Origin of the sequence: Moorena sp. SIO3H5, assembly GCF_010692395.1 — a bacterium.
Taxonomy (GTDB): domain Bacteria; phylum Cyanobacteriota; class Cyanobacteriia; order Cyanobacteriales; family Coleofasciculaceae; genus Moorena.
In genome coordinates, this window is sequence record NZ_JAAHHS010000026.1 from 12,735 (window position 1) to 27,202 (window position 14,468).

Consider the following 14,468-nt stretch of genomic DNA (forward strand, 5'->3'; position numbering starts at 1 on the left):
TCTATTCCCTGTTCCCTGTTCCCTGTTCCCTGTTCCCTGTTCCCTTACCTAAACCAATCAACAGCATCCTTGAGCGCTTTCCTAATGGAAGATTGGGGTAACCCTAACTCTCTAACTGCTTTCGAAGCATCGTAATACATCGGGTGTTGTGCCATCCGCACCCCATTGAGCGGAATAGAAGGGGTTTTCCCGAAAGCAGTCAACACGCACTCATCAATCCAAGCCATACTCAACGGTAGCCAGACCGGAACAGTTTTTTGAGGCGCACTCAATCCAGTAATTTCTGCAAGTTGCTCCAATAAGGATTTGAAGGATAGATTTTGGTTACCTAAAATATAGCGATCGCCTTTTTTCCCCCGGTCCAACGCCAACAGGTGACCCTGAGCCACATCCCGCACATCAATAAAATTTAATCCCGTATCCAAATAAAACGGCATTTTCTGCTGTAAGAAGCGCACAATAATTTCTCCGGTAGGAGTTGGCTTAATATCCATTGGACCAATGGGAGCGCTAGGATTAACAATCACCACATCTTGACCAGATTCAGCGGCCTTGATCGCTTCCCGTTCAGCAAAAAACTTAGATTTTTTATAGTCACCCACCAATTTCTCAACAGGACTCTGATGGGTTTCATCCACAATTTCCCCAGGTTTACCCACACCAATAGCCGCTACTGAACTGGTGTAAACAGTGCGTTCAATCCCAGCTTTAGCAGCACTTTGTAGCACATTACGGGTTCCCTCGACATTGTTACGATAGAGTAAATCTTGATCCGCTTGCCACAGGGAATAATGGGCAGCGACATGAAATAATACCTGACATCCCTGCATCAGTTCGGACAAGCCTGGATCGTTTAAGTCACCAATAACGACTTCTATATCTAGACCTTCGATGTTATCGAGTTGGCTAGTAGGGCGCACCAGAGCTCGCACGGAGTATCCTGCTTCAAGTAGCGATCGCACAACATGAGCACCGATAAATCCTGTTCCTCCAGTGACGAAAGCTTTGATTGCCATTGACGCACGCTCCTCTGTTTCCCGATTCCCTATTGCTTACCAGAAAATAATCCTAGCCAGCAATCTTCCAGCAGACTATACAATACTGGTACAACAATCAAACTCAATAACGTAGAGGTAAGCAATCCACCAATAATTGCCACAGCCATCGGTTGTCGCAATTCTGCTCCTGCGCCAAATCCCAATGCCAAGGGCAACATCCCCAAAATTGTCGAAGCAGTAGTCATTATAATCGGTCGCAAACGCACCACTCCCGTTTCCAGAATTGCCTCAGTGCGACTTAAACCACCTCGACGAAGTTGGTTAACATAATCCATCAGCAAAAGGGCATTTTTGTCAAGTAGTCCCAGCAAAAAAATTAGACCAATCAGGGAAATCATGCCAAAATCACTCTGGGTGATCAGAAGTGCTAGCATTGCTCCCACAATAGATAAGGGCAACGACAAGCCCACCACCATCGGTTCTAACAATCGACCAAAAGGCAAAATCAGCACTAACAGCATACAGGTAACAGACAAGGTCAAGGTGCCAGCAAAACTCCCCAGCACATGACTACTCAGAGCCGAATCCCCCCACAGTTGTAACCTCACACCATCCGGTAAAACTGATTTGGCAAGCTTTACCACCTCCTCAGTCGCATCTCCCAACCTTTGACCCTGGTTAAGGCTAGCACGAACATAAACCCCTCGCTGACCATTAACATGCTCAATCTCAGTAATCCTATTCCCTCGATTATTCTGACCCGTTGCCTCTACATCCACTAATCCTGGTAATCTCTCAATCCGAGTTTTGAGATCCGCAGCCGTATTGCCTAACACCTCTAAATCATCACCCAATAAAGCAACTTGAACCGGTTTTTGAGTAGGTAGTTCAATAAACTGAATATCTTCAACACTAGTAGTTACACCAGAGATCTTTGGCAAAGCAGCCCGCATTTTTTCCTGAACCTGAGCAGTAGTATATTGGCGATTACGTTTAAGTTTGACCTGAAGGTTTCCTTTGTTGGGATCACCCTGTACCCCCACAACTGTATATACCGATTCCACTTCAGGGAAAGCCAGCACTGCCTCTTCCAACTGCTTAGCTACCTGCTCAGATTGCTTCAGTACCAATTGCATCCCACTTTTAATTGGAAATAGACCATTAAACCCTGACTTTGATAGTTGTGGTTTTGATAGTTGTGGTTTTAGCTGCTTGTTAGTATCTGAATTAGTATCTGAATTACTTAATGACTTTGACTTATCACTATTAGTATCAAACCCTCCTAAATTCAGAATATTATTAATTAAATCACCAAATTGAGAGGCACTAGGTATCTGAGGCAACGGTGCCCGATAGGTAATCATAAATTCCCCTCGGTCTAGGGTAGGAATAAACCCCTGAGGAATTAGGGGAATCAGAGAAATCCCAGCCACAAAGCTCAATACCGCTAATGCCACTACAAATTTCCGATGCCCCAGGGACCAGCGCAGCAAATCAGGGTACTTAGGATTAGACCTCAACCAAAAGTCGAAAACTACTCTTGAGAATCTTGCCCAGTTCCCTGTTCCTTGTTCCCTTTTCCCGTCTTGATGCAGTAGCGAGTGGGGGAGACCCCCAAGACCGCGCTGCATCGCTGTTCCCTGTTCCCTGTTCCCTTCTTCTCTCAATAATCTTTCCCTGCTCCCGTCTTGATGCAGTAGCGAGTGGGGGAAACCCCCAAGACCGCGCTGCATCGCTGCTCCCTGCTCCCTGTTCCCTGCTCCCTGCTCCCTGTTCCCTGTTCCCTGTTCCCTATTCCCTATTCCCTGTTCCCTTTTCCCCTGCCTAGGTTTAAGCCAATAAACCGCAAGAACTGGGCATAAGGTTCGAGCAACCAACAAAGAGGTAAGAACTGCTGCGGAAACCGTCAGACCAAAAGGTTTAAAGAACTGTCCTAAGTTACCACCCATTAAACCAACCGGTAGAAATACCGCCACAATGGTCAAAGTAGAAGCAGAAACCGTCAGACCAATTTCATTAGTAGCAGCAAGAGCAGCTTGTCGAGGAGACTCCCCAGCCTCCAAGTGCCGAGAAATGTTCTCGACTTCTACAATGGCATCATCAATGATAATCCCAATTACCAGAGCCAAAGCTAACAGAGTAATGGTTTCGAGATTGAACCCATAGATCGCCATCACTATAGCGGTTCCGAGCAGGGAAATTGGAATTGCCAAGGCAGTAATTAGGGTGGCACGCCAGTTACGCAAGAAAGTAAAAATTACCAACACTGCCAGAACAATTGCCAGTACTAAACCATCAATAGTAGATTGAGTCGCTTCGCGGATATAGTTAGCTTGAGTTACTGCTAAGACTAACTGCACCTCTGGCAAACTACCTTGTAGTCTTTGCACTGCTTCCTCTACTCGACTAACCACATCTAAAGTGTTAGCATCACCCCCTTTGATTACCTGAAAAGCCAAAGCTTCCTGTCCATTGAAGCGAATCCGAGTCGGGGTAATGGGTATGGGAGATTCGGGACTATCTCGCTGCTGTTCCTCCTTAATAATTTCTGGTGCTTGTTTGGTCAACTCTGAGCCAGAATTGAGAGCCGTAAACGTAGTTTCCCCCCCTCCCAACAAATTGACTTTCAGAACTCCTGGAAGTTGAGCAATCTCTGGTAAAATACTAGTCTTAGCAATTTCAGCTAATTCCTTCAGGTCTTTAGTATCACTCTTGATGGTGTAGCTAACCGCAGAGGATTCGTTCAAATTGAAGGGAATAACCTGAAACGTTGCACCTTCAGGAAGAGCAATTTGCCACAGTGTCTTTTCCACCTCCATTGAAGAGGAGTTGAGATTGGTTCCGACATCGAAATAAAGGGTAACTACTGTTCGACCAGGGTAGGTTGACGAAACCATCTGATCGAGTCCTGCCAAAGGCAAAAGCCTTTCCTCAATCGGTTGAGTCAGTTTCTGCTCCGTTTCCACGGCAGTCTCCAATGGCACTTGAGCATTGACCACCACCACCGGAAAGGTAATATCGGGGAATAGGGCATACTTAAGGGAACTGAAGGCCAAAAGCCCAGCCACAACCATTGCGATCCAAAAACCTATGGTTACTCGGGAATACTTAATGGCTAACCGAGAAATATTGAACCGCTCTCTTAAGACCTTGAGGGAACTCAACTTGACCATTGAAGAGAATTATGTTATTTCACTGCTTCCTTAGGATATACTTTGAGCGATCGCCTATAAGAAAGGCCGTAGGCCACGCTACGCGATCGGATTAGTATCAAGACATGGGAGTGTCAACCAGTAGCGCCACACTTCACTAACGCATTTGCTAGCAATGGATAAAGCTTTAGATCAAGCGATTGAGTTTTTAACAAGCCCATCGGTTACACCACCGACCTCATCAGCTGTAGTCGAGGCACTACTTCAGGCAGAGAAAACAGCTAAACGAACCAAAGTCAGCCATGCCTATTCACAACTGATCGGAAATTGGCGATTAGGGTTTATTACAGGGACAAAGCGATCGCGCCAACGAGCAGGGGTGATCTTGGGTAGCGGACGATTTCTGCCAAAGTGGATCAAAATTTACCTATCCTACTCCCCATCAGAGTCTTCTCAAGACCAAGGCACGGTTCAAAATGCTGTTCAATTCGGACCGCTTCAAATAGTTCTCACCGGTCCTACGAAGTTTTATCCTAAGACCAATATCTTAGCTTTCGACTTTAGTCAAATCAGGATATCGTTATCTGGTCTAACACTTTATCAAGGTTACATTAAAGGTGGACAAGACCGGGAAACTAGGTTCTATGAGCAACCCTTAAAAGAACAAGCATTCTTCACCTACTTTTTAGTGGAAAACCGTTGCATTGCTGCTAGAGGTCGGGGAGGAGGTTTGGCTATTTGGAGCAAGTAAGCCCTAGCTCAGTTAGACTGCTCATCAAAGGAACAGGTTTGTGCTATTGCTTGCTGTAACAGCAGACTATACTCTTGCTCATTTACCGTACAGGCACCAAACCGTTCTAGGTGAGAATTCATCATCTGAGCATCAAACAGCAAAAAGTTGCGATGGCGCAACCGTTCTACCAACTTAACCATCGCCACCTTTGAGCCCTCCGGAATCCGATAAAACATCGATTCACCAATAAACGCTCCACCAATTACAATGCCCAGAATTCCTCCTGCCAGCTGATTTCCCTGCCAAGTTTCAAAGCTGTAGGCCCATCCAGCCTTATAAAATTGCCAATAAATCTCCTTTAGTTCTGGAGAAATCCAAGTAGTTTCACGGTCAGCACAACCAGTCATTACCCCTAAAAAGTCTCGGTTAATGCTGACACTAAATCGTTCCTGATTTAAGACACGACGCAGAGATTTAGGATAGCGAAACCGCTCATCCAGAGGAATTATAGCACGTTTGCGGCTTGAGTACCAGCCTAAATTACCAGTATCATCTGCCATCAGGAAATAGCCTTGAGCATACCCTTGAATTAAGTAATCAATATCGATTTCCATTAACAGAAAGAAGTGTGTAAGGAAGAACTAAACTAGTTAAGTAAAATTAAACTTAACATACTAGCGGTTAACACTTCTGTACAAAAAAATTGGCTTTAAAGAAATCAGGTTTATTACCTAGATTAAGGGGTATAACTAAGTTAGTTTTAACAAACCCGGTTTTTTAACAAAGTTCTCCCCCGTCTGCCCAATCTGCCCACTATACACCCCTCTTCCGTTTCCACTTTCCCTTTTCCCCTAATCGTGGCAAGCTGTTGATGATTAAAGGTTGATTGGCAACAAGTGCTGTATTGGTTCGGTTCCCCCCTACTGGAGAGATAAAGTCATGGTTACAAATTCTAATGTCAAACAGTTGCTCAAAATTTTAATCGGTGCCGCCTGGATAGACGGTAAAGTTCAGGCAGAGGAACGGGAATATCTGTATAAAGTCGCCAAGGAATATGGAGTTGCTGACGACCCAGAGATTAAACCGTTACTGTATGAACTCAAAGCTGTGTCAGCAGATGAATGCTACAGTTGGGTGGAACAATATTTAGGCGATCGCCCTAGTCCAGAAGACTATCAGCGCTTGGTTGAAGCCCTCAGTGCCTTAATTTATAGCGATGGGCTGGTAGACACAGAAGAAGCGAAACTTCTCAATCGCTTGCAGTTACTCGACCCCAGCAATCCATCTCAGCAGTCGAGTAGTCAAAAAGTACTCAAAGCAATTCAAAAAATTTACCGCCGGTGGATTAATAAGCAGTTTACTGATTGATTACTGGGTCAGTAGATCAGTGGGTAACTGTGTCATAGCTTACTTCTGACTTCTGACTTCTTACTTCTTACTTGCCCGTAGCGCTATACCCAGCAACTCTAGCTTTAGGGTCTCGCTCCGTACTCTCCTACTACACTCCACACGCGGTTAACCGGTCACCCCACCCCCTTGGGCTAATGTGACAATTTTTGATCTGGCAAGTGGTTGGCAACTCATGGAATGTTACTAGCGTCAAATTACTCAGATTGTGCCGAAATGATTGCTATTAAACAGGCATAATCTGGTTTTTTATGCTTATTTTTAGCAAAAAAAACAATTTTATTGAACCTAGGAACATCTAGCATCTGATTGGTTCTATTTACTTAAGAACACATTAATTTAAGAGAATGCCTTCCATGCTTAACCTAAATCATTTTCAATCAGGAACTGCTGCTGTTTTAGCCCTTGGACTCACCGCCACCACCATGGCTCCCCTAGTCGCACCTGCTCCCTCCTTTGCCCAAAGCACTAACTTTATTGATGTTTCATCCAACTACTGGGCAAGTGATTTTATTGGGGAATTATCCCAGCGCGGTATTATTGCCGGATTTCCTGATGGCTCCTTCAGACCAAATGCACCAGTGACCCGCGCTCAGTTTGCAGCAATGCTGCGTAAAGCAAATCAAGATTTCAATAAACCCGCCATTCGCGGTGGCAACAGTTTCGTGGATGTTGCTTCCAACTACTGGGCAAATCCTGCCATTCAGGAAGCCTACCAAACCGGATTTCTGAGTGGTTATCCTGGTAATATCTTTAGACCTGAACAAAATATTCCCCGTGAACAAGTTTTAGTTGCCCTTTCTAATGGACTGAATTTCTCTTCCAGCGGTTCTACCTCAGAACTGGTCAGTTTCTACCGGGACGGCAACCAAATTTCTAACTTTGCCCGTGCTCCTATCGCTGCTGCTACAGAAAATCGTTTGGTGGTTAATTATCCTAACGTTGCCTTTCTCAATCCGACTCGGAATGCAACTCGTGCAGAAGTTGCAGCTTTTATGTACCAAGCGCTGGTAGCAACAGAACAAGCCCCAGTGATTAGCTCCCAATACATTATCGATCCCAATCCAGCACCTGTAGCCTTCACAATTCCCGCAGGTACTTCTATTCCGGTTAAGTACAAAAAAGATAAAATTCTCCTGGCCCAAGAGGAAACTATTCCCCTAACCCTGACAGTGGATTTAAACATTACCACTGCTGATGAGGGCAAGTTGCTGATTCCTGCTGGTAGTGAAGTGGTTGGTGAACTGCGTGCTACAGAAAAGGGAGCTCAGTTTGTAGCTCAGCAGCTGTTGATCAATGGTGAAACCCTATCCTTTAATGCCACCTCTGAGGAAATTACCACCACTGAAACCATTCGCAAGGGTAGCAATCCAGGCAGTATCCTAAAAGATGCAGCAGTTGGTACCGCTGCCGCCGCTGCTATCTCTGCCGTTACCGGTGACCGTGCGATCGCTACAGAAGAAATCTTGATTGGAGTTAGTTCTGGTATCGCTTTAAATATCGGCAAACGTTTATTCGGTAGCAGCAGTGTTGACCTATTTGTGGTTGAACCAGAAACTGACTTACAGCTTACCATCGACTCTGACTTGGTAATTAGCAGTCGGTAACTAGAGATGTGGAGAGTTAACTGTTGAGAGGATCATAAATTCACAAATCACAGCCAACCTCTCAACGCTCAACAACAACTATCTACTGAGCAATTACTAAAGGTCTACTGAGCGTAAGTCAACCAAACGATAAAGGTTGTTCCAATCCTTGAGTTATCTTGACCATGACTAATGGATAATTCCCCATTTTCCTCAGTCGATAGTAGTTTGGCAGGACTCAAAACTTCAATATCACCCTGCATGTATGCCATCAGTTCTTTTGCGATCGCTAATCCTAAACCAGTGCCAGGGATAGGACCATTAGCTTGAACTCCCCGATAATGCCGCTCAAACAGATGGTCTAAGTCTTCTGGAGCAATACCTGGACCAGTATCACTAATTGCGATCGCTATGGCATCACCATGTGAAAGCCATTGTCCAACACCAACTTGGATATCAATTTTTCCCCCTGCTGGGGTATACTTCAAAGCATTGTCAATCAAATTACTCAACACTTCCCGTAAAGCCTTAGGATTCCCTTTCACCAAAGGTAAGTTAGGGGCAATAGAGCAATGCAACTCCAAATTAGCCTCTTGAGTAATAGCGTCAGCAGATATAAGCAAGGGTTCTAAGACATCCTTGACCGCAAATGGTTCCAACGGAAGAGTTTTGTCCGTTAGTAGGGGAAATTCCCCTGGGGTGGAGTGTGGTTCGGAGTGACTAGTTGGGTAAATCTCCCCAAGATCATCTGATTCTCGGGATGAGGAAGCCTCAGCGGTAGTTACAGGTAACGTGAGGGATGCTGTATCGGTTTGGTTCATATCCAGGCAAGCATCAAACTGTTGCAGCAACTCCTGTAAGCGATCGCTTTCTCGTATAATGCTCGAAGCCACTGGATAGTTTTTATCTCCTGGGACCAGTCGCTTCAGCAATAGCTTACCAAAGGTACGTAACGCCATCAGGGGATTACGAAATTGATGGAGCAGATCATCAAGCATATCCCGTTGTTTGGCCTGTAGACGTCTTTGCTGAGTCAACTGCTGCTCAAACCAACCTTGACGCTGTTCTATGACATATGCGATCGCTAAGGTTCTAGCAATGCGTTCTACACTTGCCTGTTCTGTGTGATTCCAAGGTCTATCATCACGAACACTCACCAATAATCCCATCACTATCCCTTCATGGATTAGAGGTAAAACGATTTGGTGCTGCTGCTGTAGAGAATTTTCAGATCCTACAAAAGAGGTTGAACCCAAATCTTGCTCTTGGTTATTTCCCTGAGGCAGTAGCCGAGGTAAGCTGCTGGATAATCGAGGAATCTGATCAATCTCACCTATTTTCTGTGGCAAAACCCAGTCAGGATCACTCATATCCCGCACAGTACTTGTTTCCGGATAAACTACCACAGGAATTAGCTTTGCCTGATTGCCCTCAAGGAATTCTTCCGTTAAATATACAGCACCACTAGCTGCTCCCAGTCCTTGGGTTAATAAAGCCACTTGGTTTCGACACAGGGAGACAAATTCTGAACTGACGCGAGTGAACATGAGCAATAGATGAGTGATCTGGGTTAATCCTACTGGAAGTTAAGCCACTATCAGCTTTACTTCTATAATGTCGAACCCCTTAAAGAATTGACTATTATGCTAAGCATGAGCTTTAGTCATCAGTAATCAGTCATTAGACCTCTGGCAAATATCTGTTACATCCGTTCGCCTATCATCCCATCACCCCATCACCTGATCACCCCATCAGTGTAATTGTTGGATGAGTTTAAGGCTATTTTTTCTAATTATATTGAATTTTTATTAAATATATTAAATTTTTGTATTAATTTTCCGGAGGTAATCAGGAAAACAAAAATCCCCTAACCTATTGGTGTCAAAGGTTTCAGCCTGGTTGTTTAGTTCTATGACAAGAGCTTGATCTTTTTAGAAAGAGTCGATATAATTTCGACGGCTTTTGTAACTATCTTTACAATTGCCAGCAAAAAGAGGAGGTAAAAAGGTTGGCAAGAAGACGTAAGCGTAAGAGTCGCCGCCGCCAAGAAGGGCGCAAGATACTTGAGCATGTACCTCAGTACAATCTAGAAAGTGGCGAGTATAAACCGGTTACAGCAGCACGCGCATACATTCGGTCACAAGGGATAGTTCCACCTGCCCTACTACTGGTCAAACGTAACGAGCATACCACAGACCGTTATTTCTGGGCAGAAAAAGGGCTCTTCGGTGCCCAATATGTGGAAGAGAATCATTTTCTGTTTCCCAGTTTGCGATTAATCAACTCTCCCTTAAAAAAGGTAGGGGTTGTCGCTCGTAGCCGCTGAAACCTTACTGGTAATATTTATTGAAAGTGCTTTTACTTAGCCCTCCTCAAACTCAAAGGCTTGAGGAGGGCTAAGTATCTTGGTAAAATTACCTATTATGGTTATAGTGTGGGAAGATGTCAAACCCTGCTTGCTTACGACAAGGGTTTTAGTTTGAGAGACTGTTGAAGTTGTATTAGTTCATCGCGATGGCCAGTGACTATAACCAAACATTGCTCCGCAGCGGCTTGATCCCCAGGGGCTTGGGTAGACGCTGATTCTAATTTTAGAGATACCTGTTCGAGTCGCTCAGCTTTTTTCCAATAAAAAACCCCTGCAGCGGGAGCTAGTGCCACTAGCCCCAAAAAGACCTTAGTCAAAGTCGGAAACAAAATAGATAGCACTAGGGATAAGCAGAGTATACCGCAGGCAGCCAGGACGGTTAAAAAGATAGCCATAAACCAACTCGCTCGGACTATCCCCTGGAACGTGACTTGATTAGTAGCAGCATCGACCGCCACCACCTGGTAGGCTCTTTGATAAAAATATTGCTTCAACTGGTTTAGAAGCGATTCTTCTGTTTCTGGGGAAGCTAACTTGACTTGTTGTATTCGGTCTTTGACAGAGGCTCGAATAAAGAAAAACAAACCTACTGCCAATAAAAGGGTTAGCCAAACTGTAGAAGCAAGAATAGTTGTATTCACTGAATATTAACTATAAAAATACACATCCTCTGCTACTACTTTACAATTTATTAGACACGCTTTGGTCAGGTAAAGCTACTCCGTACCCACTAGCTAGAGGCTGTAAGATGCTGGTATGGGTAGATGGCTAGCAGCTAGCATGTCCTGAATTCACCTGAATTCACATCTGGGCAAGACAATGCATCACCTGACTTCTGTTATGCCACCAGGGTTTTGACGGGAAAGCACCCTGGAAAAAATTGCTACTTCCCTACCTAACTGACTCAACAACAGACTGGTGGCAGGGAGTCCTTGATTGAATTTTACCCACTGTTTCCTCAGCCATATAGTCATGCCAAAAACTGGCAAGTTCTATAGCTTTCTCCTGCCACTCTGGGCAGATTTGATACATCCTGCGTGGGCGTCCTCTTCCTTCTACTTTTTGCCAGTAGGCTGAAATTGCCTGTTTTTCTTCAAGAAACTTCAGTGCACTGTAGAGGACAGTATCTGAAAGTCGATAGGTGGGGTATTCTTGTTCTAGTTGTTGGATCAGTTGTGTTCCATAAGATTCTCCTTGCAACAACACCGAGAGAACATAGCATACGGCTAATTCTTTATTGAGATAGTTGGGTGGAGGATCTTGGAAAAAGCTATAGATATCTTCGAATTTCATCTGCATATATAGTTGGAATTCCCAGTTCTTCTACATGGGATTAGAGGGTTTTCTGGCAAATACTCATGGTTGGAGGCACCCTGGGAAATTCACGCGCGTTTTGCAGTGAGTTTTATTTAAACGACTAACCTGTGTAGGTACATCGCTATCACACTTTATAACTTAAAAATCTCTGGCGTAGGGTTTAAATACCTCCCTAATTTGATGAAAGTTTAATGAATTTTGGACTTAACACACCTAAAAAGTAAAGATCAACTTTAATAATTGCTCGAAACCCTAATCCTAAACTTCTGACTATCAAGGGGAACATCGGGAAGGAAGACAAGACAACGATGGGAGCTAGAGACAATGATCGAGGATGGATGGAAGGATGGGGGGATGGAGGAATTAATATCTAGCAATCTTTGTGGGGGTTGGTATAAGTGGGGGTTGGTATAACACAAAAGTAAACCATTAATGTGGATTATCTCACATACCACCGATTCAGGCAGGTTTTTTAGAAAATTAACGGTTCCGCTAAGAAGTCCCTCAGCGCTTTATCTGGGATTTAGCTGGGGATGAATTGCGAGTGTGATCAATCCTTGTCACAATAAAGTCGTTGGTTGCTGACCCTGCCCGACCGACCACAAGGGTGTTTAGCTTCCAGCCCAAGATTAGCCCTACGTCTTTTCGCGTTTTGGAGCGCGTGGTAGGCGGTTCAAAAGTGATTACTCAAGGGACACAGCCCCCATGCGAGAAATATCTGACACTTCCATCCCACCAGCTCGTCAAAAAATTGCCCTAACCCTGCGCAGATTCGGTTGGATTTCCTTCTGGACTCAGTTAATCCTAGGGGTTATTTCTACCCTGATTTTAGTATTTGCAGGGTTTACCCTTGCCACCCCTCAACCTGACAATCAAGCGGGTCAAGGAATCGGCTTCGGTCTTTTTTTCGTAGTTTGTGGACTAGTGGCTTTAGCTATAGGCATTTATTTTGCCTTCCGTTACACTGGAATCGCTAGTCGGCTGCTAGCTGCCAATGGGTCAGACATACCAAGCAAAGCTCAAACCCTTCAAACGATTAGGCTGGGCTTGATTGTCAGTTTAGTAGGAATGTTATTGACCATCATTGGCTCATTTGCAGTCATAGGCAGCCTTGTCGCCCTAGCTCTAGCTGAGCAACAAAATCCAGTTGGGTTGGCTTGTAATGATGTTCCACCGATAGACCTGTTTGTTGTACAGGCAAACATCAACACTATTTTTGCTAATTTTGTTGGCATAGCCATTTCCCTGTGGCTATTTAATCGAGTCAGTCGCTAGGGAACATACCCGACTCCCGACTCCCGACTCCCGACTCCCGAGTCCCGAGTCCCGACTCCCGACACCCGACTCCCGACTCCCGACACCCGACACCCGACACCCGACACCCGACACCCTACTCCCTACTCCCTACTCCCTACTCCCTACTCCCTACTCCCTACTCCCAAGAAAACTTAATTGCCGTTGGCAAGAAAACTGTGGCAAATTGGTGAAGTTAGATCCATGTTGCTCAGATGAGTACCGATCATGCGATCGCGCCATTTTAGTAGAGAAAACTCGTGCTTGACCTAAAGCAAATTCGGGAAAATCCACAAAAGGTTCAAGAACTACTAGACCGACGTAGTATCAATCAATATGACCTACAACCTATCCTGGAACTGAACCAGCGTCAGCGGGAGCTGGAAACATCCCGCACCCAGTTGCAGGCTCGTAGTAATGAAATTGGTAAGCTGATTGGTCAAAAAATCAAATCGGGTAGTCCTCCACAAAGCCCAGAAATTCAGTCGCTCAAGGAAGAGGGTAACCAAATCAAAACTAAGTTGAGCGAACTCGAACCCGAAGAAAAAGACCTAAAAGACCAGTTGAACACCCTCTTGCTATCCCTGCCCAACTTGCCCTGGGAATCCACACCGATTGGCAAGAGTGAAGCCGAAAATGTAGAAGTCCATCGGTGGGGTGATGAGTACATTCCCAAGGATTTCCAGATTCTCCCCCATTGGGAAATTGGCGAAAAACTCGGCATTCTTAACTTTGAGCGAGGGGTTAAAATCGCTCAGAGTCGATTTGTGACATTGATCGGGGCTGGTGCTGGTTTGGAACGAGCACTGATTAACTTCATGCTTGACCAGCAAATTGCTGCTGGCTATACCGAAGTGATGCCACCAGTACTGATCAACAGTGAATCCCTAACCGCTACCGGTCAGTTGCCCAAGTTTGCCGAGGACAGCTTCAAGTGCTCTGATGATGATTTGTGGTTAGCACCAACAGCAGAAGTCCCATTGGTCAATCTCTACCGAGACGAAATCCTCGAAGCATCCCAACTTCCCATTAATGTCTGTGCCTTTACCCCCTGCTTTCGCCGGGAAGCGGGTAGCTATGGACGGGATACTCGGGGTCTAATTCGACTACACCAGTTTAATAAAGTTGAGCTAGTGAAAATTGTTGAGCCGAGTACTTCCTCCGAAGAGCATCAGAAGCTGCTTAAGAATGCTGAGGTGATCTTGGAAACCTTGAAATTACCCTACCGGACTGTAGAACTGTGTACAGGGGATATAGGTTTCTCAGCCGCTACAACCTATGACCTAGAAGTTTGGCTGCCTTCGCAAAGGACATATCGGGAAATTTCCAGTTGCTCTAATTGCTTTGATTTCCAGGCACGGCGGGGTAGGATTCGCTTCAAAGAGTCCGGGAAAAAAGGCACTAACTTTGTTCATACTCTCAATGGCTCAGGCTTGGCAGTGGGGCGTACTATGTCAGCCATTCTGGAAAATTATCAGCAACCCGATGGAACCGTTAAGATACCAGAGGCTCTACAGCCTTATATGGGGCGCGATTTGTTGTAATACCATGAGCCTAGAGCCTAGAGCCTAATTGCAATGCCTATACAATAGAAAAATGAAGTTAACATTACAT

Annotated in this window: 12 protein-coding genes; 6 read left to right on the forward strand and 6 right to left on the reverse strand. The window is 45.0% G+C overall.

Going from position 1 to position 14,468, the window contains the following annotated elements; translation table 11 throughout:
• Positions 1-44: 44 nt before the first annotated feature.
• Together hpnA and F6K52_RS04535 are read right to left on the reverse strand one after the other, a co-directional pair.
• Positions 45-1,016: a hopanoid-associated sugar epimerase gene (hpnA, locus tag F6K52_RS04530; protein ID WP_293074650.1), complete on the reverse strand. Its 972-nt coding sequence runs from the start codon at positions 1,014-1,016 to the stop codon at positions 45-47.
• Between the two features lie 29 nt (positions 1,017-1,045).
• Positions 1,046-4,171 carry an efflux RND transporter permease subunit gene (locus F6K52_RS04535; RefSeq protein ID WP_293074652.1) on the reverse strand — a complete coding sequence of 1,042 codons (3,126 nt, stop codon included), beginning with the start codon at positions 4,169-4,171 and terminating at the stop codon, positions 1,046-1,048.
• A 154-nt stretch (positions 4,172-4,325) separates the two neighbouring features.
• On the opposite strand from F6K52_RS04535, the gene F6K52_RS04540 reads away from it, so the two are divergent.
• A complete protein-coding gene (locus tag F6K52_RS04540) occupies positions 4,326-4,901 on the forward strand; it encodes a hypothetical protein (RefSeq protein ID WP_293074654.1) in 576 nt (191 codons plus the stop codon).
• Positions 4,902-4,909: 8 nt separating this feature from the next.
• On the opposite strand, the gene aat is transcribed toward F6K52_RS04540, so the two are convergent.
• A complete protein-coding gene (aat, locus tag F6K52_RS04545) occupies positions 4,910-5,497 on the reverse strand; it encodes a leucyl/phenylalanyl-tRNA--protein transferase (protein ID WP_293074656.1) in 588 nt (195 codons plus the stop codon).
• 325 nt (positions 5,498-5,822) lie between these two features.
• Between aat and F6K52_RS04550 the strand changes: the two genes are divergently transcribed.
• Together F6K52_RS04550 and F6K52_RS04555 are read left to right on the forward strand one after the other, a co-directional pair.
• A complete protein-coding gene (locus F6K52_RS04550; protein ID WP_293074659.1) occupies positions 5,823-6,251 on the forward strand; it encodes a TerB family tellurite resistance protein in 429 nt (142 codons plus the stop codon).
• A 395-nt stretch (positions 6,252-6,646) separates the two neighbouring features.
• On the forward strand, positions 6,647-7,897 hold the full coding sequence (locus F6K52_RS04555; protein ID WP_293074661.1) for an S-layer homology domain-containing protein: 1,251 nt from the start codon (positions 6,647-6,649) through the stop codon (positions 7,895-7,897).
• Positions 7,898-8,001: 104 nt separating this feature from the next.
• Here the strand turns inward: F6K52_RS04555 and F6K52_RS04560 are convergent, their stop codons facing one another.
• Entirely contained in the window at positions 8,002-9,423 is a 1,422-nt protein-coding gene (locus F6K52_RS04560) for an ATP-binding protein (RefSeq protein WP_293074664.1), read from the reverse strand.
• A gap of 461 nt (positions 9,424-9,884) precedes the next feature.
• On the opposite strand from F6K52_RS04560, the gene F6K52_RS04565 reads away from it, so the two are divergent.
• Entirely contained in the window at positions 9,885-10,202 is a 318-nt protein-coding gene (locus F6K52_RS04565) for a DUF3155 domain-containing protein (RefSeq protein ID WP_070392821.1), read from the forward strand.
• 134 nt (positions 10,203-10,336) lie between these two features.
• On the opposite strand, the gene F6K52_RS04570 is transcribed toward F6K52_RS04565, so the two are convergent.
• Together F6K52_RS04570 and F6K52_RS04575 are read right to left on the reverse strand one after the other, a co-directional pair.
• The gene (locus F6K52_RS04570; RefSeq protein WP_293074667.1) at positions 10,337-10,885 is read right to left on the reverse strand and encodes a cofactor assembly of complex C subunit B; all 549 of its coding nucleotides are present in this window, start codon (positions 10,883-10,885) and stop codon (positions 10,337-10,339) included.
• A 250-nt stretch (positions 10,886-11,135) separates the two neighbouring features.
• Entirely contained in the window at positions 11,136-11,537 is a 402-nt protein-coding gene (locus tag F6K52_RS04575) for a PadR family transcriptional regulator (protein ID WP_070396653.1), read from the reverse strand.
• Positions 11,538-12,266: 729 nt separating this feature from the next.
• Here F6K52_RS04575 and F6K52_RS04580 point away from each other — a divergent pair.
• Both F6K52_RS04580 and serS read left to right on the forward strand, forming a co-directional pair.
• On the forward strand, positions 12,267-12,836 hold the full coding sequence (locus tag F6K52_RS04580; RefSeq protein ID WP_293074669.1) for a DUF3611 family protein: 570 nt from the start codon (positions 12,267-12,269) through the stop codon (positions 12,834-12,836).
• Between the two features lie 278 nt (positions 12,837-13,114).
• Positions 13,115-14,398 (forward strand): serine--tRNA ligase, encoded by a 1,284-nt coding sequence (gene serS, locus F6K52_RS04585; protein ID WP_293074671.1) that lies wholly within the window; start codon positions 13,115-13,117, stop codon positions 14,396-14,398.
• The last annotated feature ends 70 nt before the right edge of the window (positions 14,399-14,468 follow it).

What these genes read in the sequence shown, in the direction of transcription:
- hpnA (WP_293074650.1), bottom strand. Translation starts at nt 1,016, where the DNA reads ATGGCAATCAAAGCTTTCGTCACTGGAGGAACAGGATTTATCGGTGCT.
- F6K52_RS04535 (WP_293074652.1), bottom strand. Translation starts at nt 4,171, where the DNA reads ATGGTCAAGTTGAGTTCCCTCAAGGTCTTAAGAGAGCGGTTCAATATT.
- F6K52_RS04540 (WP_293074654.1), top strand. Translation starts at nt 4,326, where the DNA reads ATGGATAAAGCTTTAGATCAAGCGATTGAGTTTTTAACAAGCCCATCG.
- aat (WP_293074656.1), bottom strand. Translation starts at nt 5,497, where the DNA reads ATGGAAATCGATATTGATTACTTAATTCAAGGGTATGCTCAAGGCTAT.
- F6K52_RS04550 (WP_293074659.1), top strand. Translation starts at nt 5,823, where the DNA reads ATGGTTACAAATTCTAATGTCAAACAGTTGCTCAAAATTTTAATCGGT.
- F6K52_RS04555 (WP_293074661.1), top strand. Translation starts at nt 6,647, where the DNA reads ATGCTTAACCTAAATCATTTTCAATCAGGAACTGCTGCTGTTTTAGCC.
- F6K52_RS04560 (WP_293074664.1), bottom strand. Translation starts at nt 9,423, where the DNA reads ATGTTCACTCGCGTCAGTTCAGAATTTGTCTCCCTGTGTCGAAACCAA.
- F6K52_RS04575 (WP_070396653.1), bottom strand. Translation starts at nt 11,537, where the DNA reads ATGAAATTCGAAGATATCTATAGCTTTTTCCAAGATCCTCCACCCAAC.
- F6K52_RS04580 (WP_293074669.1), top strand. Translation starts at nt 12,267, where the DNA reads ATGCGAGAAATATCTGACACTTCCATCCCACCAGCTCGTCAAAAAATT.